This window comes from Acidovorax sp. 94 (assembly GCF_003634645.1).
Taxonomy (GTDB): Bacteria; Pseudomonadota; Gammaproteobacteria; order Burkholderiales; family Burkholderiaceae_C; genus Acidovorax; species Acidovorax facilis.
Genome location: NZ_RBJA01000001.1, coordinates 4,151,223 through 4,176,726, shown reverse-complemented (window position 1 = coordinate 4,176,726; position 25,504 = coordinate 4,151,223). Strand labels below are relative to the sequence as shown.

The 25,504-nt window shown below is 66.3% G+C and carries 25 protein-coding genes and 2 pseudogenes; 14 read left to right on the top strand and 13 right to left on the bottom strand.

Annotation, left to right across the window (positions count from 1 at the left end; translation table 11 throughout):
* Nucleotides 1-110 precede the first annotated feature (110 nt).
* A complete protein-coding gene (locus C8C94_RS19220; RefSeq protein ID WP_121421843.1) occupies nucleotides 111-1,010 on the top strand; it encodes a LysR substrate-binding domain-containing protein in 900 nt (299 codons plus the stop codon).
* 40 nt (nucleotides 1,011-1,050) lie between these two features.
* Here C8C94_RS19220 and C8C94_RS19215 read toward each other — a convergent pair whose 3' ends face one another.
* A complete protein-coding gene (locus C8C94_RS19215; protein WP_121421842.1) occupies nucleotides 1,051-1,743 on the bottom strand; it encodes a hypothetical protein in 693 nt (230 codons plus the stop codon).
* Between the two features lie 88 nt (nucleotides 1,744-1,831).
* Here C8C94_RS19215 and C8C94_RS25935 point away from each other — a divergent pair, with 88 nt between their 5' ends.
* Genes C8C94_RS25935 through C8C94_RS19205 form a run of 3 tightly spaced genes read left to right on the top strand, consistent with a single transcriptional unit; the run spans nucleotide 1,832 to nucleotide 3,063 of the window.
* On the top strand, nucleotides 1,832-2,140 hold the full coding sequence (locus C8C94_RS25935) for a TetR/AcrR family transcriptional regulator (RefSeq protein ID WP_233573520.1): 309 nt from the start codon (nucleotides 1,832-1,834) through the stop codon (nucleotides 2,138-2,140).
* Nucleotides 2,141-2,491 (top strand): hypothetical protein, encoded by a 351-nt coding sequence (locus C8C94_RS25930; protein WP_233573519.1) that lies wholly within the window; start codon nucleotides 2,141-2,143, stop codon nucleotides 2,489-2,491.
* A complete protein-coding gene (locus C8C94_RS19205) occupies nucleotides 2,488-3,063 on the top strand; it encodes a flavodoxin family protein (RefSeq protein WP_121421841.1) in 576 nt (191 codons plus the stop codon). Before C8C94_RS25930 ends, C8C94_RS19205 begins: the two co-directional genes overlap by 4 nt.
* 4 nt (nucleotides 3,064-3,067) lie before the next feature.
* Here the strand turns inward: C8C94_RS19205 and C8C94_RS19200 are convergent, their stop codons facing one another.
* Together C8C94_RS19200 and C8C94_RS19195 are read right to left on the bottom strand one after the other, a co-directional pair.
* On the bottom strand, nucleotides 3,068-3,826 hold the full coding sequence (locus C8C94_RS19200; protein WP_055397259.1) for a YdcF family protein: 759 nt from the start codon (nucleotides 3,824-3,826) through the stop codon (nucleotides 3,068-3,070).
* 113 nt (nucleotides 3,827-3,939) lie between these two features.
* Nucleotides 3,940-4,728 (bottom strand): alpha/beta fold hydrolase, encoded by a 789-nt coding sequence (locus C8C94_RS19195; protein WP_121421840.1) that lies wholly within the window; start codon nucleotides 4,726-4,728, stop codon nucleotides 3,940-3,942.
* Between the two features lie 95 nt (nucleotides 4,729-4,823).
* On the opposite strand from C8C94_RS19195, the gene C8C94_RS19190 reads away from it, so the two are divergent.
* Together C8C94_RS19190 and C8C94_RS19185 are read left to right on the top strand one after the other, a co-directional pair.
* Nucleotides 4,824-5,345, top strand: coding sequence for a flavin reductase family protein (locus tag C8C94_RS19190; protein WP_055397294.1), 522 nt, complete (start codon nucleotides 4,824-4,826; stop codon nucleotides 5,343-5,345).
* Nucleotides 5,342-5,932, top strand: coding sequence for an MOSC domain-containing protein (locus C8C94_RS19185; RefSeq protein WP_055397263.1), 591 nt, complete (start codon nucleotides 5,342-5,344; stop codon nucleotides 5,930-5,932). Before C8C94_RS19190 ends, C8C94_RS19185 begins: the two co-directional genes overlap by 4 nt.
* 87 nt (nucleotides 5,933-6,019) lie before the next feature.
* On the opposite strand, the gene minE is transcribed toward C8C94_RS19185, so the two are convergent.
* The 5 genes from minE to C8C94_RS19160 all read right to left on the bottom strand — a co-directional run bounded on the left by minE (nucleotide 6,020) and on the right by C8C94_RS19160 (nucleotide 9,422).
* Entirely contained in the window at nucleotides 6,020-6,286 is a 267-nt protein-coding gene (minE, locus tag C8C94_RS19180) for a cell division topological specificity factor MinE (protein ID WP_010465263.1), read from the bottom strand.
* 3 nt (nucleotides 6,287-6,289) lie between these two features.
* A complete protein-coding gene (gene minD / locus C8C94_RS19175; protein ID WP_055397265.1) occupies nucleotides 6,290-7,108 on the bottom strand; it encodes a septum site-determining protein MinD in 819 nt (272 codons plus the stop codon).
* Nucleotides 7,109-7,152: 44 nt separating this feature from the next.
* Nucleotides 7,153-7,914, bottom strand: coding sequence for a septum site-determining protein MinC (minC, locus tag C8C94_RS19170; protein ID WP_121421839.1), 762 nt, complete (start codon nucleotides 7,912-7,914; stop codon nucleotides 7,153-7,155).
* Nucleotides 7,915-8,078: 164 nt separating this feature from the next.
* A complete protein-coding gene (locus C8C94_RS19165; protein WP_055397269.1) occupies nucleotides 8,079-8,381 on the bottom strand; it encodes a hypothetical protein in 303 nt (100 codons plus the stop codon).
* A 207-nt stretch (nucleotides 8,382-8,588) separates the two neighbouring features.
* Nucleotides 8,589-9,422 carry a hypothetical protein gene (locus C8C94_RS19160; protein ID WP_233573518.1) on the bottom strand — a complete coding sequence of 278 codons (834 nt, stop codon included), beginning with the start codon at nucleotides 9,420-9,422 and terminating at the stop codon, nucleotides 8,589-8,591.
* Between the two features lie 242 nt (nucleotides 9,423-9,664).
* On the opposite strand from C8C94_RS19160, the gene C8C94_RS19155 reads away from it, so the two are divergent.
* The 5 genes and pseudogenes from C8C94_RS19155 to C8C94_RS19130 form a co-directional block, all read left to right on the top strand.
* Nucleotides 9,665-10,606: a DMT family transporter gene (locus C8C94_RS19155; protein ID WP_121421838.1), complete on the top strand. Its 942-nt coding sequence runs from the start codon at nucleotides 9,665-9,667 to the stop codon at nucleotides 10,604-10,606.
* Between the two features lie 231 nt (nucleotides 10,607-10,837).
* A complete protein-coding gene (locus C8C94_RS25495; protein ID WP_147433283.1) occupies nucleotides 10,838-12,328 on the top strand; it encodes a hypothetical protein in 1,491 nt (496 codons plus the stop codon).
* Between the two features lie 392 nt (nucleotides 12,329-12,720).
* Nucleotides 12,721-13,106: pseudogene (locus C8C94_RS19140) on the top strand (EamA family transporter); the annotation flags it as partial.
* A gap of 190 nt (nucleotides 13,107-13,296) precedes the next feature.
* Entirely contained in the window at nucleotides 13,297-14,754 is a 1,458-nt protein-coding gene (locus C8C94_RS19135; protein ID WP_121421836.1) for a hypothetical protein, read from the top strand.
* Nucleotides 14,755-15,049: 295 nt separating this feature from the next.
* Nucleotides 15,050-15,445, top strand: a pseudogene (locus tag C8C94_RS19130) (EamA family transporter); the annotation flags it as partial.
* A gap of 102 nt (nucleotides 15,446-15,547) precedes the next feature.
* On the opposite strand, the gene C8C94_RS19125 reads toward C8C94_RS19130, so the two are convergent.
* Both C8C94_RS19125 and C8C94_RS19120 read right to left on the bottom strand, forming a co-directional pair.
* Complete coding sequence (locus tag C8C94_RS19125) at nucleotides 15,548-16,060, bottom strand: hypothetical protein (RefSeq protein ID WP_121421835.1); 513 nt, start codon at nucleotides 16,058-16,060, stop codon at nucleotides 15,548-15,550.
* A gap of 55 nt (nucleotides 16,061-16,115) precedes the next feature.
* Nucleotides 16,116-17,261, bottom strand: coding sequence for an MFS transporter (locus tag C8C94_RS19120; RefSeq protein WP_370449750.1), 1,146 nt, complete (start codon nucleotides 17,259-17,261; stop codon nucleotides 16,116-16,118).
* A gap of 66 nt (nucleotides 17,262-17,327) precedes the next feature.
* On the opposite strand from C8C94_RS19120, the gene C8C94_RS19115 reads away from it, so the two are divergent.
* Nucleotides 17,328-18,209: a LysR substrate-binding domain-containing protein gene (locus C8C94_RS19115; RefSeq protein ID WP_121422982.1), complete on the top strand. Its 882-nt coding sequence runs from the start codon at nucleotides 17,328-17,330 to the stop codon at nucleotides 18,207-18,209.
* Between the two features lie 118 nt (nucleotides 18,210-18,327).
* Here the strand turns inward: C8C94_RS19115 and C8C94_RS19110 are convergent, their stop codons facing one another.
* Nucleotides 18,328-19,170, bottom strand: coding sequence for a PhzF family phenazine biosynthesis protein (locus C8C94_RS19110; protein ID WP_121422981.1), 843 nt, complete (start codon nucleotides 19,168-19,170; stop codon nucleotides 18,328-18,330).
* A 42-nt stretch (nucleotides 19,171-19,212) separates the two neighbouring features.
* Nucleotides 19,213-19,839 (bottom strand): CDP-diacylglycerol--serine O-phosphatidyltransferase, encoded by a 627-nt coding sequence (gene pssA, locus C8C94_RS19105; protein WP_056057700.1) that lies wholly within the window; start codon nucleotides 19,837-19,839, stop codon nucleotides 19,213-19,215.
* Between the two features lie 273 nt (nucleotides 19,840-20,112).
* On the opposite strand from pssA, the gene C8C94_RS19100 reads away from it, so the two are divergent.
* Together C8C94_RS19100 and C8C94_RS19095 are read left to right on the top strand one after the other, a co-directional pair.
* Nucleotides 20,113-22,065 carry an AMP-binding protein gene (locus C8C94_RS19100; RefSeq protein WP_121421833.1) on the top strand — a complete coding sequence of 651 codons (1,953 nt, stop codon included), beginning with the start codon at nucleotides 20,113-20,115 and terminating at the stop codon, nucleotides 22,063-22,065.
* Between the two features lie 90 nt (nucleotides 22,066-22,155).
* A complete protein-coding gene (locus C8C94_RS19095; protein WP_121421832.1) occupies nucleotides 22,156-23,157 on the top strand; it encodes a tripartite tricarboxylate transporter substrate binding protein in 1,002 nt (333 codons plus the stop codon).
* Between the two features lie 87 nt (nucleotides 23,158-23,244).
* Here the strand turns inward: C8C94_RS19095 and C8C94_RS19090 are convergent, their stop codons facing one another.
* On the bottom strand, nucleotides 23,245-25,317 hold the full coding sequence (locus C8C94_RS19090) for an acetoacetate--CoA ligase (protein WP_121421831.1): 2,073 nt from the start codon (nucleotides 25,315-25,317) through the stop codon (nucleotides 23,245-23,247).
* Nucleotides 25,318-25,504: the final 187 nt, after the last annotated feature.

Below are 25,504 nucleotides of genomic sequence, written 5' to 3'. Positions count from 1 at the left end.
CGTCCTTGAATGCCGCACACCGGCATCTGGCAATTGTTCCGCATCATTCTTGTGTTGGACGACCGGACGGAGCAGCCGCCGTGCTTCGATCCAGTAGAAAATCTACACCCATGACCTCCCCGTTGGGGCCTACGCCCTCTCTCAATGCGCTGCGAGCGTTCGAAGCCGCCAGCCGCCATCTCAACTTTCGGCTGGCCGGGCTGGAGCTCGGCGTGACCCAGGGCGCCGTGGCGCAGCAGATTCGTGCGCTGGAGGCGGAGCTGGGCCTCAAGCTGTTCGAGCGGCACCCGCGCACCCTCGTGTTGACCCACAACGGCCAGCGCTATGCCACCAGCGTGCGGCGCGCGTTCGAGATGCTCGCCGATGCCACACAGGGCCTGCGGCCCGAGCCCCTGCATGTGACGGTCAGCGTCACCCCGACCTTCGCCACCAAGTGGCTCATCCCACGGCTGGCGGACTACACGCGCCTTCACCCTGGGGTTGATCTGCGGATCCTGGCGACCGAGCACCTTTCGCACTTTCAGACCGAGGCCGTGGACCTGGCGGTGCGGTACGGCCGCCCCCCATTCGGCCCGGGGCTCACGGCCGATCTCCTGTTCGAAGAGTGCCTGGTGGCGGTGGGCAGCCCGCTGTTGCTGCACCGCTCCGGGCCACCCGACACCGCGGGTGACATCGGCCGCTACGTGCTCCTGCACGACTCCCAGTCTCCGTGGGCCGACTACCTTGCGCAGCACACGCCGCCCGCTCCCGGGGCTTCAGATCCCACACCGCAGGCCATCTGGTTCAACCAGACGACACTCGCGATCGACGCGGCCCTGACCGGCCAGGGACTCGCGCTGGTGCAGAAAGATTTTGTGGCGCAGGACCTGTCCGCCGGTCGGCTGGCCAAGGTGTTTGAGGAAGAAGCGCACACGGGCGCTGGCTACTACCTGGTGGCTCCGCGCAAGCAACGCGCACCGGAGGTCGTTGCGGGCGTGAGGGCTTGGCTGCGAAGCCAGGCCGGCGCATAAACCGCAAAGACCGCAGGCAGCGCGGATGCTCTGGCCCCCTTCAACCCCGACCTGCGGGCCCGGCCAGGGGGGCCAGGTAACGAGCCGGAATCTCCAGCGCATGGAATCCGCCCGCCAGCAGCACCACCAAACAAACAGCCAGCATCCAGCCCGCCAGCATGGCCCCCACCAACGCTCGCGCCCGCAGAGGCTCTGGCAGGTTCCAGTACAAAGCGCAACCCACGTGCGTGCCCAGCGCGAACACGGCGAAAAAGTAGTACGGGCCAAAGAACCACTGCCAGGGCGGTGTGTGCATGCCCGCCGCTGCAAACTGCAGGTTCGTGTCCACGCCCTGAAACCGGCCCGCCAAGACGGCCGTCACATGGATCAACAGGAACAGCGCCAGATAGCCCCCCGAGATGGCCTGCATCCACGCCACGCCCCCACGGCGCCGGCCCCGCCCGCGCCACAGCAAGGTGAGGCCGCTGCCCATCTGGAACAGCAGACAGCCAAGCAGCACGCCTTCGACCAACGGCTGGCGATAGACCAGGCGCAGGGCTTCCAGCAAGGATTGGTGCGCTGCCGCTCCGGCCAGCCCCGCCAGGTGACCCAGCAAGTGGGCCGCCAGGAACAATGCCAGCGCGATGGCACTGGCGCGGTGCACGGGCCGCAGTGCAAGGCGCTGGCGCCATGCCCAGGTGCCAGCCAGGCCGACGGCGGCGGCTCCCAGGGCGAGTTGGCTGGTTTCGTGCATGAAGGTTTTCTCCGGATGTTGCAAGGGACTGGCGGCAGAATAGGCAGCAGCGCCATCTCCGCCTACTCGCATTGCGCTCAGGTTTTCCATGCCCCCTGTCTCCTCCGCCCCCCGCCGTTCGCCCCGCCAGGAACGCTCGCAGTTCACAGTCGATGCCATCTTCGAAGCCGTCGCACGCATCGTGGCCACCCAGGGCGAGGACGCGCTCACAACCAACCGCATCGCCGATGTTGCGGGTGTTTCCGTGGGCTCGCTCTACCAGTACTTTCCCAGCAAGGAAGCCATCCTCCTGGCCATGCTCGACCAGCACTGCGACCGGGTGATGCTGGAGCTGGACGCCCTGCTCGCCCAGGCCCGCACCGAAGGCTGGACGCCCGAGCAGCAGGTGCGCGGGTAAGTGCGCCACTACCTGCTGGCCTTTGGCGGCGGCCCCCAGGAAGGGCGCGCACTTGCCCGCCTGTCGTGGAAGCTCGACTACCGCGCGTCCGTGCTGATCTCGGTGCGCGGCGCCAGCGAGCGGCTGGCCCTGCACCTGCAGCGTGTGGCGCAAGAGCAGCAGATGCCCGCACCCTCGGCAACCCAGCTGTTTGTGCTCACCCGCGCCTTCATGGGCGCGGTGCGGGCGGCATCGCTGGAACAGTCGCCCCTGCTGGACAGCCCCGAATTCGAGCAGGCGCTGGTGGAGCTGTGCATCGCAACCCTGGCACCCGGCGCAGGTCTGGGGGGCGGCGCTACGATGGCACCATGACCACGCCCACCGCACCGCACTACCTCTTCCTCACCACCTCCACCCGCGAACCAGGCCACACCGGCAATACCGAATGGCTGGCGCGCCAGGCCGCCGCCGCACTCCCTGCCGGTACTGCGCAAACCTGGCACCACCTGGCCCGCATGAACCTGCCGCCCTTCGTGGACCAGCGCCACACCTCGGGTACCTATGCACCGCCCGAAGGCGACATGAAGACCTTGCTCGACGCCACGCTGGCAGCCACGCACATCGTCTTTGTGGCGCCGGTTTACTGGTACAGCATTCCCTCGCCGCTCAAGACCTACCTGGACCACTGGAGCGCGTGGATGCGCGTCCCCGGCCTGGCCTTCAAGGAGCCGATGGCCTCCAAGACGCTGGCGCTTGTCACCACCAGCGGCGACCGCACCAAGGCCCAGCCGATGATCGACTCGGTGGCGCTGTGCGCACAGTTCCTGTCGATGACCTGGGGCGGCGCCCTGTGGGGCAAAGGCGGGCCGCCCGGAGCGGTGCAGGCCGATGCGCAGGCGATGGAGGCAGCCAGCCGTTTTCTGCTGACACCGGCCGCAGATTGACGGCTTAGCGATCCAGCGACCCGTGCTGGGCCAGGATGCCCAGCCATTCGTGCAGCGCCAGGCTGCTGTCGGCCAGCGCGGAGGCGCGCGGCAACACCCGGTACAGCTTGCGCGCCTGGCCGCCCTTGAAGCCCATGGGCGCGGGCAGCACCTGCAGACCGGCGCGCTCGAAGGTCTTGGCCGCGCGCACCATGTGCCAGCCGTGGGTGACGAGCGCAATGCGCTCGATGCCAGCGGCCTTGAGCAACACGGCAGATCTTTCGGCGTTGCTGCGGGTGTCAAGGGATTCCACCTCGGTCCACCGCACCCGGCCCCTGAACTCACGCTCCACCACATCTTTCATCACCAGCGCTTCGGCCCGCGTTCCGCCGGTGGAGCCCCCCGTGGCCAGGATGGGAAGCCCGGTCTGCTGCTGCAGGTACACGGCGTAGCGCACCCGCTCACGCGCGCCCCGGCTGAGCACGTCCACGCCGTATTCAGGCGCCACCGTGTCGGCGCCGCCGCCCAGCACGACGATGGCCTGCACCTTTGACGAAGGCAAGTCCTTGGGGACGACCGCCGGATAGCGCTCCAGGCTGCGCACCAGCGCGTCCGACACCGGCGGCCAGGACAGCACCAGCACCGACAGCAATGACAGCACCACCACCGTGATGCCCGTGCGGCGGTGGTAGCGCGCGATCCACAGCCCCACCAGCGCCAGCAAGATGCTGGACACCGGGGGCAGCAGCAGCGCAGACAGTATTTTTTTCAGGGCAAACCACATAAAACAAGAGGAGCAATCAGACCCGCGCGAACCCGCCCGGTGGCGCCAGGGCATGGCAGGGAAAAAGAATCGTTTGAAGGGCCGAAAAATCGGCTACGCCGGGTGGGGCAAACTCAGTGCAGCACCCGCCGCTGCGCCAGAAAGTCCAGCAGCGCGGCATCGAAACCCTCCGGGTCCTCCAGTTGCGGCCAGTGCCCGATGTGGGGCAACAACACCGTCTGCGCATCGGGCATCACCTGGGCCAGGGCCTCCAGGGCAGCCGGCGGTGTGCAGCGGTCGAGCTCGCCCCCCACCAGCAGCGCGGGTATGGCCAGCTGCGCCAAGGCAGAGGCTCCGCGATCAAACGTGGACAAGGCCTCCAGCGCGCGCCGGTAGGCCCCTGGATACACCTGGCCCAGCGCGTGGCTGGCCAGCCGCACGCCTTCGGGCAACGCACCGGTGCCGATGAACTGGGGCACCAGCGTCTGCGCCAGCTGCTCCATGCTGCCACCGGCGTCCAGCGCCTTCAGGGCACCCAAGCGGGGCGCCACCCAGTCATCCATGGCCTGCGCATCCAGCGCTGGCCCACCTGCGCAGAGCAGCAGGCGGCGCACCTGCGACGGGCTGCGCACGGCGGCCTCCAGCGCCACCATGGCGCCCATGCCATGCCCCACCAGGGTCATGGGGCCTCCCTGCAGGGCATCGATCAAGGCCAGGCAGCTCTGCGCCAGCGCCTTGAAGGTGTACGGCTCCACGGGCGCGCTGCGGCCATAGCCCGGCATGTTCCAGGCCACGGCGCGGTAACCGGCCGTGGCCAGCGTTTCCACCTGGGGGGCAAAGGTGAGGTGGTCGCCATCGGCGTCGTGCAGCAGGAGCACGGTGGGGCCGGAGCCCAGGGTGGTGAAGGTAGGTAGGACGGCCATGCGGTGGAAAAACCAGTAAACCCCGCAACAGCGCGGTGGTGGGTGGCGCCTGATAATAGTTGCTCCCCCATGCTGCCACCGCTGGCACCGCTTTTGTGAACCCTTCGCTCCCCCGCCCCACCCTCGCCCTGCCACCGAGCTTCTCCACGCGCGAGTTTCGCGATGCGCTGGGCATGTTTGCCACGGGCGTGACCATCGTCACGGCCCGCACGGCTGCGGGCGACCTGGTGGGGCTCACGGCCAGTTCCTTCAATTCGGTGTCGCTGGCACCCCCGCTGGTGCTGTGGAGCCTGTCGCACGGCGCCAGCACCTTGCCCACCTTTGCCGATGGCTCGCACTACGCCATCCACGTGCTGGCCGCAGACCAGAAGGCGCTGGCCGAGCGTTTTGCAACGCGCGGCATCGACCGCTGGGCAGGCCTGGAACACCGGCCCGGCATCAGCGGCGCCCCGCTGCTAGCCGGGGCAGCCGCCACGTTCGAGTGCTTCAACCGCAGCCAGTACAAGGAGGGCGACCACACCATCTTTGTGGGCGAGGTCGAGCGCTGCGAGCATCGCGAAGGCATCTCGCCCCTGCTGTACCACGGCGGCAAGTTCTACACCGAGCACCCGCTGTGACGACCCCCACCGTGGTCGTGCGCCACGTGAACATCGGCCTGGCCCGGCGCCTGAAGGTGGGCGAGCGCTCGGTGCTCACTGCCATCGGCAAGGCCCCCGTCACCGGCCCCGTGGCTGTGGGCCCGCTAGGGCTGGCAGGCGACGAGCAGGCCGACCCGAGCGTGCATGGCGGCCTGGGCAAGGCCGTATACGCCTACCCCGCCGCCCACTACGCGTTCTGGCAGGCCCAACGCCGCGAACGGGGCGTGAGCCTGTTCGATGAAACGCTGCCGCCGGGTTTCATGGGCGAGAACCTCACGATCGACGGGCCGCTGGAAGCGGATGTGTTTGTGGGCGATGAATGGCATTTCCCCCACTGCGTGCTGCGGGTGAGTGCACCGCGCGAGCCATGCTTCAAGTTCAACGCCGTCATGGGTTTTGCGCAGGCGGGCCGCACCATGGCCCTGGCCGGATGCTGCGGCTACTACCTTGCGGTGGACCAGCCCGGCACCATCGCCGCCGGAGAGACCGCCACGCTGGTGCCCGGGCAGCGCGGGCTGAGCATCGCCCAGGCGCTGGCGGGCAAGTGGGCAAAACACGCGCGCTAGCCAGGCCCCACTGGATTCATCAATTTTGATAGCTACTGGCGCTTACCAGATAAGCGCCAGAGCCCAATTTGGCTCGAAACCGAGCCTTCAACGCACCGTATCGGGCAGCTCGATCTTGACTTCCAGGACTTCCAGGTTGTCCTGGCGCTCCAGGTGCACCTTGAGGTCTTCGGGGTTGATCTTGACGTACTTGGAGATCACGGCCACCAGCTCGCGCTGCAGCGCAGGCAGGTAGTCGGGCTCGGCGGCGTTGCGGCCGTTGCGCTCGTGCGCCAGGATGATCTGCAGGCGCTCTTTGGCGACGCTGGCGGTTTTCTTCTTCTCGCCGAGCAGGAAGGACAGGAAAGAAGCCATGGCTTATTTGCTCCCGAACAGGCGTTTGAAGAAGCCTGGCTTTTCCGCATCGATGAAACGCAGCGGCTTGTCGGTGGCACCCAGGAAGCGGTCGATCACATCCTTGTAGGCCTCGGACACATCAGTGCCCTGGGCATGGATGGCGGGCGTGCCCTGGTTGGACGACTGCAGCACCACTTCCGACTCGGGGATCACGCCGATCAGCTTGATGCGCAGGATGTCCTGGATGTCTTCCAGGCTCAGCATCTGGCCGTCCTGCACGCGGCTGGGGTTGTAGCGCGTGATGAGCAGGTGCTCCTTGATGGGCTCACCGCCTTCAATCGCACGCTTGGTCTTGCTGCCCAGCATGCCCAGGATGCGGTCAGAGTCGCGCACCGACGAGACTTCGGGGTTGGTCACCAGCAGCGCCTCGTCGGCAAAGTGCATGGCCATGAGCGCGCCGCTTTCGATGCCGGCAGGCGAATCGCAGACGATGTACTCAAAGCCCATCTCGGCCAGGTCCTTGAGCACCTTTTCCACGCCGTCTTGCGTGAGCGCATCCTTGTCGCGGGTCTGGCTGGCGGCCAGCACGAACAGGTTGTCGCACTGCTTGTCCTTGATGAGCGCCTGGTTCAGGTTGGCCTCACCGTGGATCACGTTGATGAGGTCATACACCACGCGGCGTTCGCAGCCCATGATGAGGTCGAGGTTGCGCAGGCCGACGTCAAAGTCGATCACAGCGGTCTTGTGGCCGCGCAGGGCGAGGCCGGTGGCAAAGCTGGCACTGGTGGTGGTCTTGCCCACGCCACCCTTGCCGGAGGTCACGACGACGATTTTGGCCATGTGTTGCTGATTCTCTGTGGGGTTGGTACGAATGAAATGGGAACTCAGGCCAGCGGCTCGATGATGAGCTTCTCGCCGTCGAGCCGCACCTGGGCGGGCTTGCCACGCACATCGGCGGGCAACTCGGTCTCGGTGGTGCGGTAGATGCCCGCGATGGAGACCAGCTGCGGCTCCAGGCAGGTCGAAAAAATACGTGCTTCGGTGTTGCCCCGCGCGCCGGCAATCGCACGGCCGCGCAGCGGGGCATAGACGTGGATGTTGCCGTCGGCAATCACCTCGGCGCCAAAACTCACCACGGCCATCACCACCAGGTCGGCGCCGCGCGCATACACCTGCTGGCCGGAGCGCAGGGGCTTGTCCACCACCACGGTGCCGGGGCCTGGCATGGGCACTTCGCGAACGACCTCCACCTCGCGCACGACTTCGCGGATGACCTCGCGCACCTCGGGGGCGGGGGGCTCCGCACGGGCAGGCGGTGCATCGGGCGCTACCGCCAGCCCTGCGGCGCGCGCAGCGTCCATCTGGGCGGGGTTGCCGCCGCGCACGGCCACGGGCAGGGTGCTGCGGCTGCGCAGCTCGGCCACGATGGCAGCAAAGTCGATGGGTGCCTCGGCCTCGCGCACGGCGGCCAGGTCGATCAGCACGGGGTCGTTGTCAAAAAAGCCCGGGGCGTCGGCCACGCGCTCGGCCAGGTCGGCGGCGAACTGCGCGGCGTCGGTGGTCTTGAGCACCACGGCCACCACGGGCAGCGAGGCGCTCTTGAGGTCAAAGCTGGTGCGGGACTGCGCCGCCGTCGTAAGGGCCATGAATGGGGTGTGGAAAGGAGCGCGGGAACCGTTTCAGAAGGCGCAAAGTGTACCGTGGGGCCACGTAAGCGCTTGTTCACGGCGTGTTTGCACTGTTCGCGCGCCCTCACCCACAAAAAAGCCGGGCGTACCCGGCATTCTTGCTATTGCCAGGGTTCCCCGGCTTAGTTGCGGTCAGCGCGCATGGGGCGGGTTGTCGCACCGCCGGAGCCCGACATGGTCCTGTCTGTGGTTACGGGGGCTGCAGCGGCAGGTGCTGGAGCGGCTTGCGTGGTCGCCGTCGCGGCGCCCCCACCGCCAACGCCCGTGGTGCCCATCGGCGTGCCTTGCGAGCTTTGCTGGCCGGCGCCCGTGGCAGCGTTGGGGCTTGCGGTGGTGGGTGGCGTGCCCTGCGCCATAGCGGTGCCAACAACGGCGACGGTAGCCAGGCCCGCGAGCAATGTCTTGAGCGTGTTCGATGCAGTCATGTGGAGACTCCTTGGTGTGTGGTGAATTTGGAAATCGCCAGCAACATCGCCAGCTGTACCCAGGCTAGTTGTTTGCGGCTGGCGCCACGTCAGCTGGAGACCGGAGCGCGTGTCGGACAGGGACGGGCCTGCACGGTGTGGGTCTTGCCATCGCACTCCGAAAACACCCTGTTCTACAAGCCCGCACACACCGTGGGTCAATGGGCATCACTGCGCAGGCAGGTCATAGGCGCCAAAAAGTGCGGCGGCCGGTTGTGTCTCGGGCAGCACGTACACCACAGCGCCCGTGCCACGCACCAGGGGGCTCAGCACTTTTTCGTAGAAAGAGACGGGAAGGTTGATGCAACCGAAGGAGATACGGTTGTCTGCGGCGGTGCTGGAGGCCAGCCGCTCCAACCGACGCTCGGCTTTGACGTTGGCCCGCACTCGGTGCATGGACACCGCCGCGTCGTAGTCCACCCAAACCACGTCTTCGCCATTGGCGTTCAAACCGGTTTCGGCAACGAACCGGCCTGCGGGGGTGGTGCGCTCTTCGGGCAGTACCTGGCCGACGGGCTTGTGCCCCACGCCGGGAACGGTGTGATCGCCGATGGCCGACCCCATCAACGCCGGGGCCGCGCCCTGGAGCGCACCGTCGCGGTCAAACACATAGACCTTTGCGTGCATTTTGTCGACCACCACGACCGCGCGGTTCTGGTTGTCACCCGAGTGCAAGGCCCACGCCGCGATCTGGCGGGCTTCGGCCGAGGCGGGCTCCTTACCGAACTGTGCCCTGCGCGGTACCTGGGTTGGCTGCGGCGCTGGCGACGCGACCTTCGCGGGTGATGTGTCTACAGAGTTCGCCAAGCCGACGCCCAAGAACAGCGCTCCTGTGGTCTGCGATGGCTGCTGCATCGCTGGCCACAGCCGCATAAACCCCAGCAGCAGGACAACCAAAACCAGCAGTGCAGCGCCGGACAGCAGCCGGTCCTTGTGCCGTCCATGCCTTTGCCCTTCGCTCCTTGGCTCGGCGCGGTCCGGATCTGTGTGGGATACGTTCATGTTGGATCTTTGAAGGGCAAAGGCAAGGGCTTTCGCCGCAGGGTGGTGCAGAGTTGGTGCGTACCCGAAAGCCACACACTAACCAGATCACCCGCCTGGCAGCGTCCGCCAAAAGCGCAACCGCTGTAGGACCAACTACCCACGCTTAGCGTTGCCTGTCGTCGCCGCGGCGCTGCGCAGGGCCAGAAGGTCACGGCACACAGGCGACCTGAAGCGCAAGGCTTGCCTTTCATAATCGACCGATGTCCCTGTCTGCCCGCAAAACCCATATCGACTCCCTCGCCATCTCCCTGCTGCTCGCGTGCTGCATGTTCTGGGGCTTCCAGCAGGTGCTGGTCAAGGCCACGGTGGCTGAGGTGGCGCCCGTGTTCCAGGCCTTTGTGCGCTTTGCGCTGGCCACGGTCGCGGTAGCGGCCTGGTGCTTGTGGCGTGGTGTAGGCCTTTCCGGCGCGGGCGAGCCCGCCGGGGCCACGCGTGCCGGGCTGTTGGCGGGGGCGCTGTTTGCAGGCGAGTTCGCGTGCATCTATCTGGGCCTGCAGTACACCACCGCCTCGCGGCTCACGGTGTTTTTGTATGCGTCGCCCTTCTGGGTGGCATTGCTGCTGCCGCGTTTCATCCCCGGTGAGCGCCTGCAAGGCTGGCAGTGGCTGGGCCTGGCGGCTGCGTTTGTGGGCGTGGGGCTGGCGCTGGGCGACGGGCTGCTGGGCCATGCCAGCACGGCGCTGCCCAAAGGCTGGCTGGGAGATTTGCTAGGACTAGCCGCAGGCCTGATGTGGGCGCTGACCACGGTAGTTATCCGCACCACGCCCCTGGCACGCGTGGCGCCTGCCAAGCAGCTTTTCTATCAAGTGGCGGTGAGCACGGCGGTATTGCCAGTGCTATCGCTGGGCCTGGGTGAGGCCTGGGTATGGCAGTTCAGCGGCTTTGCCTGGGGTTCGCTACTGGTGCAGGCGCTGGTGGGTGCGTTTGTGAGCTACCTCGCCTGGATGTGGATGCTGGCGCACTACCCTGCCACCAAGATCTCGGTGTTTGTGTTCCTCACGCCGGTGTTTGCGCTGCTATTTGGCGCGCTGTGGCTGGGTGAGCCCGTGACGCCCGGGCTGGTGGCGGCACTGGTGCTGGTGGCGGCGGGCATTGTGCTGGTGAACCGGCGGCCTGCGTCAGGCATAGGGGTGCAACATTGACGCATAGAGCAATTGAGTCCTAGTCAATGATCAAAACGTTGTCAGCTGCATTTTCCATAGTAGCCAGCACCAAGGCGTGGTAGAGCGCTATCAAGTCTCTGAGATAGAGCAACGCAAAGGCGGAAAGTAACAAGACATTGCGCTGGTGGTGATTTCTCTCTATCTCGCTAGAGTACGCGGCATGCGGCCACAAATCCCGCGTTCTTTTTATGACCTTAAGAAAGAGCATGCATGACTGACAACGTTTTCTTCCGCCCCTCCCTTCAACGCTCTCCAATTGAATCACAACAAGGCTGGCGCCACGCGCTGGTCTTGGGAGTCGCGGCGCTGGTCCTCACGGGCTGCGGAGGGGGTTCTGACTCTGAATCAACACCTCCCGCACCAACTCCCTCCGCGCCTGCAGCACCCGAAAACTTCACCGTCGGTTCGTCCCTTGATTTCTCCTGGACACCTACTGCGACTGCGACACGTTACGAGCTTTTCGTAGACCCGGACGGCTCGGGCCCTCTTGCGGAAACACAGCGTGATCCCCAAAGGTTCAGCTACTCACTCGCTTCCGACGGCAGTCGAGTCACCGGTTCGTTCGGCGCCTATGTCAATTTTCCTGAAGCCCTCAACGCCAGCTACCGCCTGCGAGCATGCAATGCGGCCGGTTGCGGGAGCTTCTCGGACACCAAGGCATTCGACATCACGAAGGGCATAAGCCACGAATTTCCTTCGGGCTCTGTTCCCCTCGTCCAATATGCAAGTGCATATCTCTCCACGGGCATGCTGTCCAAGGATGCTCTCACTCTAGTGCTCACCGCAGCAAGCTATGGCTCGAATACCACAATGCTCGTTTTCGCACGCAGCGGCAAAAATCAGCCGTGGCTGCAGCAAGCGTCACTGCAATCGGGTGCCTACTACGTCGGTGGGGCCGTGCTGTCGGCCGACGGGAATACCTTGGCAGTGCGATCCATGAAACAAATCTCGACCAGCACAGGCACCCGCGTCGTGACAGACGCGGTGTATATGTACCGGCGCAACGGCAGCACATGGAACGAGCAGGCCCGGCTAGACACCAGCACCGCACCGTCAACTTGCGCCCAACCCTGCCAAGCTGAGATCGCCGATCACATGGCGCTTTCAGCGGACGGCAACCTGCTGACTGTTTCTGCTGTCATCTCCTCGGGCACCACATCCTCCAGCGCCGTTTTCACATACACCCGCACTGGAACCTCCTGGGCACCCCAGACCTCGTTGAATACCGAAGGCACCTTCATCGCGAGCATGGCCCTGTCGGCCGACGGCAGCACCTTGGCCGTGACCGACCGTGATCTGTTGCAGACAGCCACCACTCCTGTAGTCATCGTCTTCGCGCACGATGGCAACGGTGCTTGGTCCCAGCAAAGTCGGATTCCAGCCACGCTCTACACCTACACGCCTCCGCTCTCTGGCGGAAGGGCGTACGGCTCCATGGTGTTCTCAAGCGACGGCAATACCCTCGCCGTGAATACCGCCAAAGTGCCCGGACAGGCGGCATGCGGCGCCCCGGCGACCTACTCTGGCGAGACGCAGCGCATTGCACTTTATTCACGCAGCAGTGACACATGGACTCTTCAAGGGCAGGCCGTGAGCGCTGCTCAGCCGCTGACCCCGTGGGCCTTTGCCAACGACGGGAGTGCGTTGATCTATGGAAACACGCTGTTCACACGAAGCAATGGCATATGGGCCTGTAACTGACCTAGCAAAGGCGAGTAATTGACACGGTGGCTGTGGGAATCTTGCGGTTGAACGTCACCCCGCAGCCACCCCAAACGGGCACGCGTGCAGACATGCCTGAAACTAACGCATTGCACGAACCATCACAGCTCCGGTAGCTTGATCCGACTGATAGTCAACGCCCCGAGATCGCAAACAGCGGCGCCAGGAGGCGAGGTGTGTAACCGCTGACGGGCGGCTTGTCTAGCAATCATTTCTCGCCGGACGATTTTGACGGCGTCGCATGCGTGTGAACCTCACCCGCATGTTGTAGCACCCGCCCCTGCTGGACGCGGTCCGGGCCTTTGTTGCGACGCTATGGCACCAGAGCTTGACCCACGCCGCGCTGGAGCTGCACATCCAGCCACATCGCCCTCGTGTGGGCGCTGACCAGAGTGGTCATCCGCACGACGCCTCTGGCGAGCGTGGCCCCTGCCAAGCAGTTGTGTACTAGATGGGCGTGAGCACGGCGGTGCTGTCGCTGGATCTGGGCGAGTCCTGGGTCTGGCAGTTCAGCGCGTTTGCCTGGGGCTCGCTGCTGGTGCAGGCCCTGGTGGGCGCATTTGTGAGCTACCTGGCCTGGATGTGGATGCTGGCGCACTACCCGGCGACCAAGATTTCGGTGTTTGTGTTCCTCACGCCCGTGTTTGCGCTGCTGTTTGGCGCGCTGTGGCTGGGCGAACCGGTCACGCCGGGGCTGGTGGCGGCACTGGTGCTGGTGGCGGCGGGGATTGTGCTGGTGAACCGACGGGCGGGTTGAGCATTTGTATCAAATGGTGCCATAGGGCTACCTGCGTAGTGATGGCAGCTATCATTTTCATGACACTCGCTGTCGAAGATTCCTGGTCCAGGTGTGTGGGAAGAACACACTGGGACGGTCTGAATCACCGCTGCGAAGTACCGCCACCGGTACCTGGGCACCATTTCACGCTTTCTTCAAAAAGGTATCCATGCGTCACGTCACACTGACCTTTGCACCCGAAGCCGTTCACCAGTGGGCCCCCCGGGCCTTGCCGACCTTGCGAGCCACGCTGGCCCTGGGCTGTGCCGCACTGGCCTTGGCAGGCTGCGGCGGCGGCTCAGGCTCCGCAGAGCCTGGCCAGCCCCCCGTCACCAGCACGCTGCCCGCCCCCGAGAACTTTGAGAACAGCGGGGCCCTGAGTTTTGCGTGGAGCGCCACACCGGGCGCCACGCGCTATGAGCTCTTTGCCGACATGGATGGCCCAGGGCCTCAGACGGAAGTACAGATGGGCGCGGCGCAAGGCCTCAGTTTCTACTCCACGACGCAACGACAGTTCGGCCACCTGAATCTCGCCCGAATCCCTGATTTCATCAACGCAACCTTCCGCCTGCGGGCTTGTAACAGCGATGGATGTGGAGCCTTCACCGCAGCAAAGGCGCTGGACCTTCCCAGCCGCATCAGCTACGAATTCTCCTCGGGACGTGCCCCCCTCAAATCCTCATCAAGCAATTTCGACCCCATATCCCAAGACGGCCTGACCCTGGTCCTTCGCAGCTACAACGGCTCGACGAGCACCTTGTTGGTGTTCGCGCGCACGGCCGCTGGCCAGCCATGGCAGCAGCAGGCGGAAATCCCCACCAGTGCGTACTGGATCGCGCTTTCAGCGGACGGCAACACGCTGGCCGCCAGCGAAGAGTCCAAGGTACAGATTTACCAGCGCAGCAGCGGCACCTGGAGCCAGCCAACCACGATTGCCTCGACCCAGACGCCCGCTGCCTGCCCCCAGCCCTGCCAGATAGTCCCCGACCGGCTGGCACTGTCGGCCAACGGCAACCTGCTGGCGGTCACGGGGCGCTTTGGGGCGGCAACCAACGACTCCAACGCCGTTTTCACCTATGTGCGCACGGGCACCACGTGGGCCGCGCAAAGCCATTTCGCGCCAGGCGACAGCATCGTGGGCACAGCCCTCGCCCTGTCGGGCGACGGCAGTACGCTGGCACTGAACAGCGGCGCCATCACCCGCGGCGTGAACTTCACGCCACCGCACGTGCATATCTACGCGCAGAACGGGGTCGATGGATGGACCGAACAAGCGCGGCTGCCTGTGGGCATCGTGAATTTCCTGGACATTGCCGCATCGCGGTACAGCGCCATGACGCTCTCCCACGACGGCAACACCATGGCGGTGGAAGCCCGGAACGCGCCCAACGCGCTACCGGCGGAATACCACATCACGGCCGCAGACCTCACGTGCGCAAGCCCGGGCACCGGAAGCACAGCACCGGGGTGGCACATCGCCCTGTTTGCGCGCGACGGCGCAGCATGGCAGCGGCAGGCTGTCATTGCACGTGAGACTGCCGCCTCATGGGCACTAGCCAACAATGGCAATGCTCTTTTTTACGGCGAGCTTTTCAACCGCCGCAACGGGGTCTGGGCCTGCCCCTGACCCCTGTGCACCCGGCCTATACAGCCCGTTGGCCGGGTTCACCGCCTCAGAATCAGATTCCGGGGATTGCCGACAACGGAACCTAAAGGCGCAGCATGCAGCCTCTGACAAACGACTTGCCAAACGACCGTTTCACGCCAGACGATTTCGCGACGTCCCACGCGTTTGAAAATCGCCAGCATGCCACCCAGCGTGCCCCTCGCTGAACGCGGTCCGCGCCATTGTGGTGGCGGCGCGGCAGCGGAGCTTTGCCCGCGCCACACTGGAACTGCGGGTCACCCACAGCGCCAACACGTGGGCGCTGACCACGGTGGTCATCCGCACCACACCGCTGGCACGCGTGGCGCCTGCCAAGCAGCTTTTCTATCAAGTGGCGGTGAGCACGGCGGTATTGCCAGTGCTATCGCTGGGCCTGGGTGAGGCCTGGGTATGGCAGTTCAGCGGCTTTGCCTGGGGTTCGCTACTGGTGCAGGCGCTGGTGGGTGCGTTTGTGAGCTACCTCGCCTGGATGTGGATGCTGGCGCACTACCCTGCCACCAAGATCTCGGTGTTTGTGTTCCTCACGCCGGTGTTTGCGCTGCTATTTGGCGCGCTGTGGCTGGGTGAGCCGGTAACGCCGGGGCTGGTGGCGGCACTGGTGTTGGTGGCGGCGGGCATCGTGCTGGTGAACCGGCGGCCTGCGGTGGCGTAGTACCCGTGACAAAAGGGTTTGCATAAAAATACGGCCTAGCGCTTTATTAACAAGCACTTAGAGCTACTATTTTTATAGCAATTCTTTTGCAGGCGGGTGTCGTCAGCCCACCAGACTCAGTGCATACCGCGTATCCAGCAACACCTGAATGCGCGCACCCAGCGCGGCGCCTTCATCGTCCTCCAGCCGTGTGAACTGCTGGGTCCAAGCCTCAGACTGCGCAAAATTCGGGAACCGGGGTGGTTCGCCCCACAGCCAGTCCGGGTGCGTGGCCCTGGGGCTTCGTCCAAACACATGCAGGTGCATCTTGCGGTGCAGCGCGGGGGTTTTCGGCCCCTGGGGATGGGCCAGTGGGTTCAGCGCGTTGTTGCCCGCCTCCCAGTAGTTCAGGCAGCCACCGGCAAGCTGCGGCAAGGTGTCGAGCATGGCCCGGCCCGTTGCGGCCACCAGGCACGACCAATGCGCCAGCTCTTCGGGCGTCAGCTCGCTGCGTTCCCAGACGGGACGCGGCGGGTGGACCAGCACATGCCCGCCATCGCCGCGGTGGTTCATGGGCCGCGCGGGGAGGTCGACCGTGCCACCGGCACAGCGGATCAGGGTGGTGTGAATGTTCAAGGGCAATTCTCCAAAGCAGAGGTTTGTGAAAAGGGGGCGGTGGCCGCTGCGTGCCTTATCCATCGCCGCGGGGCACCCAGCAGGCGATGGCCGTGGCCGACAGCAGCAAGGCTGCGACGCCATACACCCAGGCGGACGGCGCAATGGGCAGCAGCACACCCGCCAGCACCGGGCCCGCACCGGCGCCCAGGTCCCGCCAGACCGACCGCGTTGCCAGGGCCTGGATGCGCCCCGGCCCCGGTGTGCGGCGCGCGACCAGCGGCGGCAACAGTGGCAGCAACAGGGCCCGCAAAACCACGATGGCCAGTGCGCTGGTCCACAGCCACCCTAGGCCAAAACCCACCAGGGCCACCGACGTGAGCACGGCGAAACCTACGAGCAGCACTTCGGCGCCATAGCGCTCGGCCAGGCCGCCACCCACCGCACTCAGCACGATCTCGGCGAGGTAGCGCACCGACAGCAACAGCCCCGCCACGACTACCGGATGGCCCGGCAGCACATCGCGGCCGAGGTAGGACAGGCCGATGATGAACAGGCCGTCCAGCACCAGCCCCTCGACGAATGAAAAACGGTCCAGGCGGCCCGGCAACTTGCCCCAGCGCTTGGGCGGTGGCGGCAGGGCATGCGGCTGGGCGGGCAAGTGCCGCGTGGCCAGCAAGGCGCACAACGCAACAGCCGCAAACACAAAGAAGATGGCCCGGGGCTCCCACCACAGCGCGCAGACACCCCCGGCAGGCAGGGCCAGCATGGGCCCCAACGCTGCAAAGGCGCGCGACTGCCCGGCGCGGCGCGCTGCGCCCGCAGACTCGGCCGTGGCCAGCGCCTGCGTGGCGAGGTTCAGCGCCGCAAACGCCAGGCCCCACAGCAGCCGCAGGCCCAACAAGGCGATGAAGCCGCTGAGGGTGGCGTACCCCAGCGCACACGCAGCGGCGGCCAGCACGGCCAGCGAGCAGGTGAGACGCTCGCCATGGCGGGCATAGAACCGCGCCACCGCCCCGTAGCCCGCAATGCGCACGAGGCGATTTGCGGCCAGCAGAATGCCCGCTTCAAACAGGGTGACGCCAAACGCCGGGGCAAACATCGGCAGCAGCAGGTAGAGCACCGTGTCCCCGGGGAGTGACAGGCCCAGCGCCAAGGCGGCGCGGCGCGAGTGGAGGTCTGAGGCAGAGGGGTTGGCTGAAGGCTGTGGCATGGCCCGCATGGTGCGCGGCGGTGCCCGGCGCGACAAACGATATTGCTGCGCGCCATGCGTGACAAAATTGCACGCATGTCACCCCGCCTGCCCCCGCTGAATGCCGTCCGCGCCTTTGCAGCGGCGGCGCGCCACCAGAGCTTTACCCGCGCCGCGCTGGAGCTGCACGTCACCCACAGCGCCATCAGCCGCCAGATCAAGGCGCTGGAGGAGCACCTGGGTGTGGAGCTGTTCGAGCGCAAGACGCGGCAGGTGCTGCTCACGGCGGCGGGCCACCAGTTCCAAGCACAGGTCGGGCCGGCGCTCGCGCAGATCGGCGCTGCCGCCCAGTCGCTGCGGGGCGATGCCGGGCTGCGCAGCGTGAAGATCAATGTGCGGCCCAGCTTTGCGGTGCGGTGGCTGATCCCCCGGCTGCCGGGTTTTGTGGCCCAGCACCCGGACATCGAACCCCAGGTCATCACCAGCACGCTGGCACCCGACCACGCGGCCGAGGCTTTCGACCTGGCCCTGCGACGCGGCCCACGCGGGTGGCCGCCGGGCATGCAGGTCCACCCGTTTCTGGAAGACGAGGCGCTGGTGGTGGGGGCACCCGCCCTGTTCGTCCAGCGCTCGGTGGCGCAGCCCGAGGCGTTGTCGTCCCACGTGCTGCTGCTGTCCAAATCGCGCAGCAAGGACTGGGAAAGCTGGAAGAAGCTGGTGAACGCGCCAAGGCTCCAGCCCGCCAGCTGTCTGCAGTTTGACCACCTGCACTTTGTGCTGCAGGCCGCCGTGGATGGGCTGGGTTTTGCGGTGGCCCCGGTGTCGTTGATCACCCACGACTTGGCCTCGGGGCGGCTGGTGTCGCCCCTGCCCACCTTGCGGCTGCCGCTCACGCGGCACTACCTGGGCATGGCGCCGGACCCGTCACCGGAGACGCTGCGTTTTGTGCAGTGGCTCCAGGACGAGATCAGCGCCTGAGCGGAAGACCGGGCAGGGCGCACAGAGCCCCGCGTGCTCGGCTTGCCCGCTTTTTGCACAAATCGGGCGGTAGCGCTAGTGAATCATGCGCCAGCAGCTATATTTTCAATAGCAAAAATCATTCGCCATCGCCCATCCATCGTGCCGTTCCCGACACGCGGATGGAGCCGCCAGCCACCGGCCCGATCTCGGCCCGCAGGCGCGAGCGAATGCCCATGTCTTCGCCCTGCACCACGTCAATGGCACCGCCGTGCGGCCAGCCCAGGTCGCGCAGGTAGCCCGCCAGCGCGGCCGTGGCGGCACCTGTGGCCGGGTCTTCCAGCACGCCGCCCGACGCAAAGGCATTTCGGGTGTGCAGCAGCCGGTCGGACTCCACCCACACCAGCACAATGGTGACCAGCTTGGCGTTCACCATCAGCGTGCGGCCAACGTCCAGCGCGTAGTGCATGGCCGCCAGAGCCTCGCGACTGCGCAGCGCCAGCACCAGGTGGTCCGCACCGCCGTGGATGAGCGCGGGCGGAATGCGCGGGTCCAGATCGACCGCGCTGAGGCCAAACAGGGCCAGCGCATCGGCCAGCAGCGCCGCTGGCACAGGCCCGCTGCGCGTGGGGGGCGACTGCAGCGCCGCCTGCACCAGATCGCCCGCGCGACGGCCTTCGACCGTGATCTCGGCCTGGCTCAGCGACAGCGCAAACACGCCGTCGCCCTTGCGCTGCGCGAGCGCGGCGCCCAGGGCAATCGTGGCGTGGCCACAGAAGGGCACCTCGCTCTCGGGCGAAAAATAGCGCACCCGCCAGCGGCCATCGCCCAGCGGGGCGGCAAACGCAGTTTCAGAAAAACCGACCTCAGCGGCGATGCGCTGCATGTCTGCGGGGCTGGGCAGCGCGTCACCGATCCATACACCGGCGGGGTTGCCGCCCTGGGGGCCGTCGGAGAACGCTGCGATTTTTTGGAGTGCCATGGTGTTCAACATCCACAAAGAAAGGACGCGCTAGCCAGCGGCTCAGAGCTTCGGAATGCGAATCCGGCTGATCATCAGCGACCCCGACACCGCAAACAGCAGCACCAGCGGGTGCAGCGTGAAGCCGCCGATCAGCAGCTTGCCAAACCACAGGTTCTCGCGCACTGCGCCCAGCCAGGCGGCCAGGGCCAGCAGGCCCACCAGCACGATGGAGGTAGGGATGGGGGTGCCCTCGAAGTATTTGACCTTGCCGTCGTCGCCCGACAGCGTTTCGGCCGTGACGTTGTAGCGCGCCAGGCGCGACACGCCGCAGGCCACAAAGTAGGCCAGCACGATGCGGTCGTACAGGCCCTGCATGCCGCAGCCATAGGCAATGATGGCCGGGGCCACGCCAAACGAGATCACGTCGGCCAGCGAGTCCAGCTCGCGGCCCATGGCCGAGCTTTTCTGGCGCCAGCGGGCGATGCGGCCGTCCAGCACATCAAAGATCAGCGCGGCCAGCACCAGGGCACATGCGAAGTACACATGCACCACATTGCTGGTCTCCAGGTACGACATGACCGAGAACAGCGCGCCCACGCCGCAGACCGCGTTGCCCAGCGTGAACCAGTCGGCCAAGTGGAACTCACGGATCATCGAAAAACGTTTGGGCGGCTGCGGTGTGTTCATGAAGTAAAGGCGCGCAGCGGGGCGCGCAGTGGCAATCAACAAGGTCCATTATGGGTGTGCTGCAGCGCCACCGGCGCGTCAAGACGCCTGGTGTCCATCGCGCAGCGGATCGCCTGTATGCCCTGAAAACCTGCCCTGACATCTGCGTGACTGCTTTTGCGCTGGCACACGGACAGACTGTGGGCAAGCGGCGGTCGCCGCCAGGTAGGACGACGCCGCATATGTGCACCGTCGGTGACCGACCTGATTCCCCACAAGACCCGAGACAACCCCATGCGCCACCCCTCGTTGCCCCCACTGCACAGTCCTTTTGCCCCAGGTGCCCCGGTGCGCAGCCTGCAGGATGTGGAACGGCTCGAAGCCCGCCCCCTGGCCGAGGCGCTACCGGTGCAAAGCACCTACGAAATTTTTGTGAATTCGGCGGCGGCGTTTGGCGACAAGACGGCGCTGGCCTTTTTGCCCGCCGCCGACCCGGCTGCCGAACCCATCCGCTGGTCGTATGCGCAGCTGCTCACCGGCATCCACCAGACAGCCAACCTGCTGCACCACCTGGGCGTGGGCCCGCAGGACGCCGTGGCCGTGCTGCTGCCCGGCTGCCTGGAATACCACCTGGCCCTGTGGGGTGGCGAGGCGGCGGGCATCGTGCAGCCGCTCAATCCCATGCTCACCGACGAGAAGATCGCGGCCATGATGACCTTGGCCCGGGCCAAGGTGCTGATTGCCTACGGCGGCGAGGGCGACCTGGGCTACTGGAGCAAGGCCCTGCGCCTGCGCGCCCTGGTACCCACCCTGACCACAGTGCTGCGCGTAGCCCCGCACGACGAGGCAGCGGGCGCAACAACCGCCCTGCCCCCAGGCATGCTCGACCTGGCCGCGCGCCACCAGCACCCGGGCGACCACCTGGTGAGCGGCCGCCGCATTGTGGCCAGCGACATCGCCGCGTACTTCCACACCGGCGGCACCACCGGCGCGCCCAAGCTGGCCCGCCACAGCCACGGCGCGCAGGTATTCACCGCCTGGGGCAGCGTGCAGATGCAGGGCATACGGCCCGAGGACGTGGGCATCAACGGCTACCCGCTGTTCCATGTGGCGGGAGTGCTGCCCGGCTCGCTGGCGGCGCTGTCGGCAGGGGTGGAGACCATCATCCCCACCACCGGCCTGTTCCGCAACCGCGAGGTGATTGCGAACTACTGGCGGCTGGTAGAGCGCTACCGCTGCACCTACCTCTCGGCCGTGCCCACAGTGCTGGCGGCGCTGGCCAACGTGCCGCTGGACGGGGCCGACATTGCCACGCTGCGCTACTGCCGCACCGGCGCGGCCATCCTGGCGCCCGAGCTGGCGGCGCGGTTTGAGCGCCTGTTTGGCCTGCACATCCACGAAAGCCTGGGCATGACTGAGATGGCGGGCATCTCCACCATCACCCCGCCCGGGGTCAACGCGCCCGCAGGCTGCGTGGGCTGGCGGCTGCCGTACACCCAGCTGCGCGTGGTGGCGCTGGATGCGCAGGGCAATGCGTCCGACCAGGACCTGCCGCCCGGCCAGCCGGGCATGGTGCTGTTCCAGTCGCCCAACCTGTTCTCCGGCTTTCTCGACGCAGCCGACACGGCCAAGGCCTTCACGCCCGATGGCTGGCTGGCCACGGGTGACCTGGGCTTTGTGGATGAGCAGGGCCGCCTGCACCTGAGTGGTCGCTCCAAGGACCTCATCATCCGCAGCGGCCACAACATCGACCCCAAGGTGATCGAAGACGCGCTGGGCGCCCACCCCGCCGTGCAGCTGTGCGCCGCCGTGGGCGCGCCCGATGCTTATGCGGGCGAGCTGCCCGTGGTCTACGCCACGCTGGTGCCCGGTGCACCGGCTGTGACCGAGGCCGAACTGCTGGCCTTCACCGCCGACCGCGTGGACGAGGCCGTGGCCCGCCCGCGCTGGGTGCAGGTGCTGCAGACCATGCCCGTGACCAACGTGGGCAAGATCTACAAGCCCGATCTGCGCCAGCGCGCGGCCTGCCACACGGTGCAGGCGCTGGTCGATGGGGTGTGCGGACAAGCCCCAGGCAGCCCCTGCCCCCAGGTACAGCCCGAGGGCGACAACGCCGTGCGCGTGACCGTGGCCCCGGGCCCAGACACCGACGCGCTGCAGGCCCGCCTGCGCGAAGTGCTCGCGCCCCTGCCCCTCACCGTGCACGTCACCACCGGCCCCGCCCCAGGGAGCCCCCAGACCGCATAAGCCCATGGCGTGACAGCCAGGCCCCGGCCCGCCACCATGCATCGCGGAGCCCGCTGAGTGATTTTTATAACCATGACAGGAGACAAACCCATGCCCTTCCACGCCCTGACCCGCCGTTCCTGGCTCGGCGCTGCCGCGCTGGCCACTGCCACCGCCTGCACCGGCACCGCCGCCTGGGCGCAGGCCGCCTACCCCAACAAGCCCATCAAGGTGGTGGTGCCCTTTGCTCCCGGCGGCGCCACCGACGTGCTGGCGCGCGTGCTGGCCGAGAAGATGGCCGTGGGCCTGGGCCAGCCCATGGTCATCGACAACAAGCCCGGCGCGGCAGGCATCATCGGCACCGACGCGGTGGCCAAGGCCGCACCGGACGGCTACACCCTGCTGCTGGCGCTGAGCAATTCGATGCTCACCAACCAGTTCCTGTACACCAAGCTGCCCTACAGCCCCGAGAAGGACATCGCGCCCATCTACCAGATCGCCATCGCGCCCCTGGTGCTGGTGGCCCACCCCAGCGTGCCGGTGGCCACGGGGCCTGAGCTGCTGAAATACATCGCCGCCAACAAAGGCAAGGTGGCCTATGGTTCGTACGGCACGGGTGCCTACCCGCACCTGGCCGGCGCGTACATGAGCCAGTCGCAGAACGCCGACATGAGCCACGTGGCCTACCGGGGTGAGGCGCCCATGGTGCAGGACCTGCTGGGCGGGCAGATCCAGATTGCTTTTGCGAGTGCACTGCAAGTCAAGGCGCACATCGACGCCGGCAAGCTCAAGGCCATTGGCGTGAGCGGCGAGCGCCGCATGGGCACGCTGCCCAACGTGCCCACGCTGGGCGAACAGGGCCTGAACGACGAGGCCTACCGCGTGGCGGGCTGGCTGGCGTTTGGAGCCCCCGCAGGCACACCGCCCGCCATCCTGGAGCGCGTTGCGGCCGAGGTGCGCAAAGCCACCGAGCATCCCGATGTGGCCCAGCGCATCACGGCCATGGGCTTTGACGTGCAAAAGAGCTCACCGGCTTTGTTCACTGCAGCCATGAACAAGGAGCGGCCGGTGTGGGAACGGCTGATCAAGGCATCGGGCGCGAAGCTGGACTGACCCACTGGGGCGCAGCGCGCCTCGGTGCCGCACGAATCCTTGCATCCAAACAAGGCGCTAGCGCTATTCAATAAGCGCTAGTAGCTATTATTTTTGGAGCGTACTCGCCCGCTGCGCCGCAAACGCCACATACCAGTCCAGACACCCCGGGTTGGCCATCGCGTCCTTGTTGACCACCTTTTCGATGGGCTGGCCCAGCAGCAGTTTCTTGATGGGCAGCTCCTGCTTCTTGCCGCTCAGCGTGCGCGGCACCTCGGCCACGGCAAAGATGTCGTCGGGCACAAAACGCGGGCTCAGCGCCGTGCGCACCGCGCCATTGATGCGCGCGCGCAGGGCATCGTCCAGCGCGTAGCCGGGGCGCAGCACCACAAACAGCGGCATGTAGCTCTCGCAGCCCAGGTACTCCAGGTCCACCACCAGGCTGTCGAGCACCTCGGGCAGCGATTCGACCGCGCTGTAGATCTCGCTCGTGCCCATGCGCAGGCCGTGGCGGTTGATGGTGGCGTCAGAGCGGCCATAGATCACGCAACCGCCGTTGGCGCCGATCTTGAGCCAGTCGCCATGCCGCCACACCGCGCCCATGCTCGCGGGGCCATCGCCACCGCCGGGCTGGCGGCCGTGGCCTGCGGGGTACATGTCGAAGTAGCTTGACAGGTAGCGGCTGCCGTCCTTGTCGCCCCACAGAAACAAAGGCATCGACGGAATCGGCTGCGCGCAGACCAGCTCGCCCACCGCGTCCTGCACGGGTCGGCCCTCGGCGTCCCAAGACTCCACGGCCGCGCCCAGCATGCGGCATTGCATCTCGCCGGGCACCTGGGGCATCTCGCGGTTGCCACCGATGAAGGCGCCGCAAAAATCCGTACCGCCCGAGATGTTGTTCCACCAGATATCGTGCGTGCCCAGCGTCTCGAACTGCGCCGTGCCCCACTCCTGCACCTCAGGCGACAGCGGCGAACCGGTCGTGCCCAAAGCGCGGATACGCGTCAAGTCGCCATAGTCCGCGAGCGTAATGCCCGCCTTCATGCAGTTGGCAAAAAACGCCGCGCCCGCACCGAAGAAAGTCACGCCCGTCTCGGCCGCAAAGCGCCACAGCACGCCCCAGTCGGGGTGGTCCTTGCTGCCACCGGGGTTGCCGTCGTAGATCACGCAGGTGGTGCCCGACAGCAGGCCGCTGAGCTGCGCATTCCACATCACCCAGCCCGTGGAGCTGTACCAGTGGTAGCGCTCGCCAAAGCTGTTGGGCTCGTAGCTGCAGCCGATGTCGTTGTGCAGCACCTTGAGCTGCAACGCCACCAGCACCGTGCCGCCGTGGCCATGCACGATGGGCTTCGGGAGCCCCGTGGTGCCGCTGGAATAGACGATCCATAGCGGGTGGTCAAACGGCAGCCACATCGGTTCAAACGCTGCGGTTTCCGCATCATTTTGTGCCGTAGCGCTTGTCCAGCCTGCGCAACCAGCTATCGAAACAGAAGCATTCAGATTGCCCAGCAGCACCACATGCTGCACGCTGGGCAGGGCCGCGCGCAGCTCGGCCAGCACGCCGGTGCGGTCGTGGTCGCGGCCGCCGTAGGTCACGCCGTCCACGCTGATCAGCACCTTGGGCTCGATCTGGCGGAAGCGGTCGAGCACTGCGTGCGTGCCCATGTCGGGCGCGCAGATGCTCCACACGCCGCCAATGCTCACCGTGGCCAGAAAGGCGATCATGGCCTCGGGCACGTTGGGCAAGTAGGCGGCCACGCGGTCGCCGGGCTGGATGCCCTGGACCTTGAGGTGCAGCGCCAGCGACGCGACCTGGCGGCGCAGCTCGGGCCAGCTCAGCTCGCGGTGCTGGCCTTTTTCGTTGCGGCTGATGATGGCGGGCAGACCTGCGGCGTGCGCCGCATCGACATGGCGCAGCGCCTGGCGCGCGTAGTTGACCTGAGCGCCAGGAAACCACTGAGCGCCGGGCATGGTGTTTTTGCCCAGCACGGCGGTGTGGGGGGTGGGCGATTCGATCCGGAAATAGTCCCACACGCTTTGCCAGAACGCATCCAGCTCGGTGGTGGACCAGCGCCACAGCGCGTCGTAGCTGTCGAACTGCAGGCCGCGCTGGTCGCGCAGCCAGTTCTGGTACAGGCGGATCTGGGGAACGTAGGGCGGGGATTTGGTATTTGTCTCCATGGCGACGCAGCGTAGCAGCGCATCCGGGCGCGGACCAGCCGTATCCGTCCCCGGCTTGACACTTGCAGTCAACGGCGCAAAGGCGTTCGATCCCAGCCCAGGGCAAGCAAGCTGCGCGCTATTAATTACTTTAATGACAATATTGGACTAACCAAATTGTTCATTTCCCCGTTCTTGCCTGTGAGCT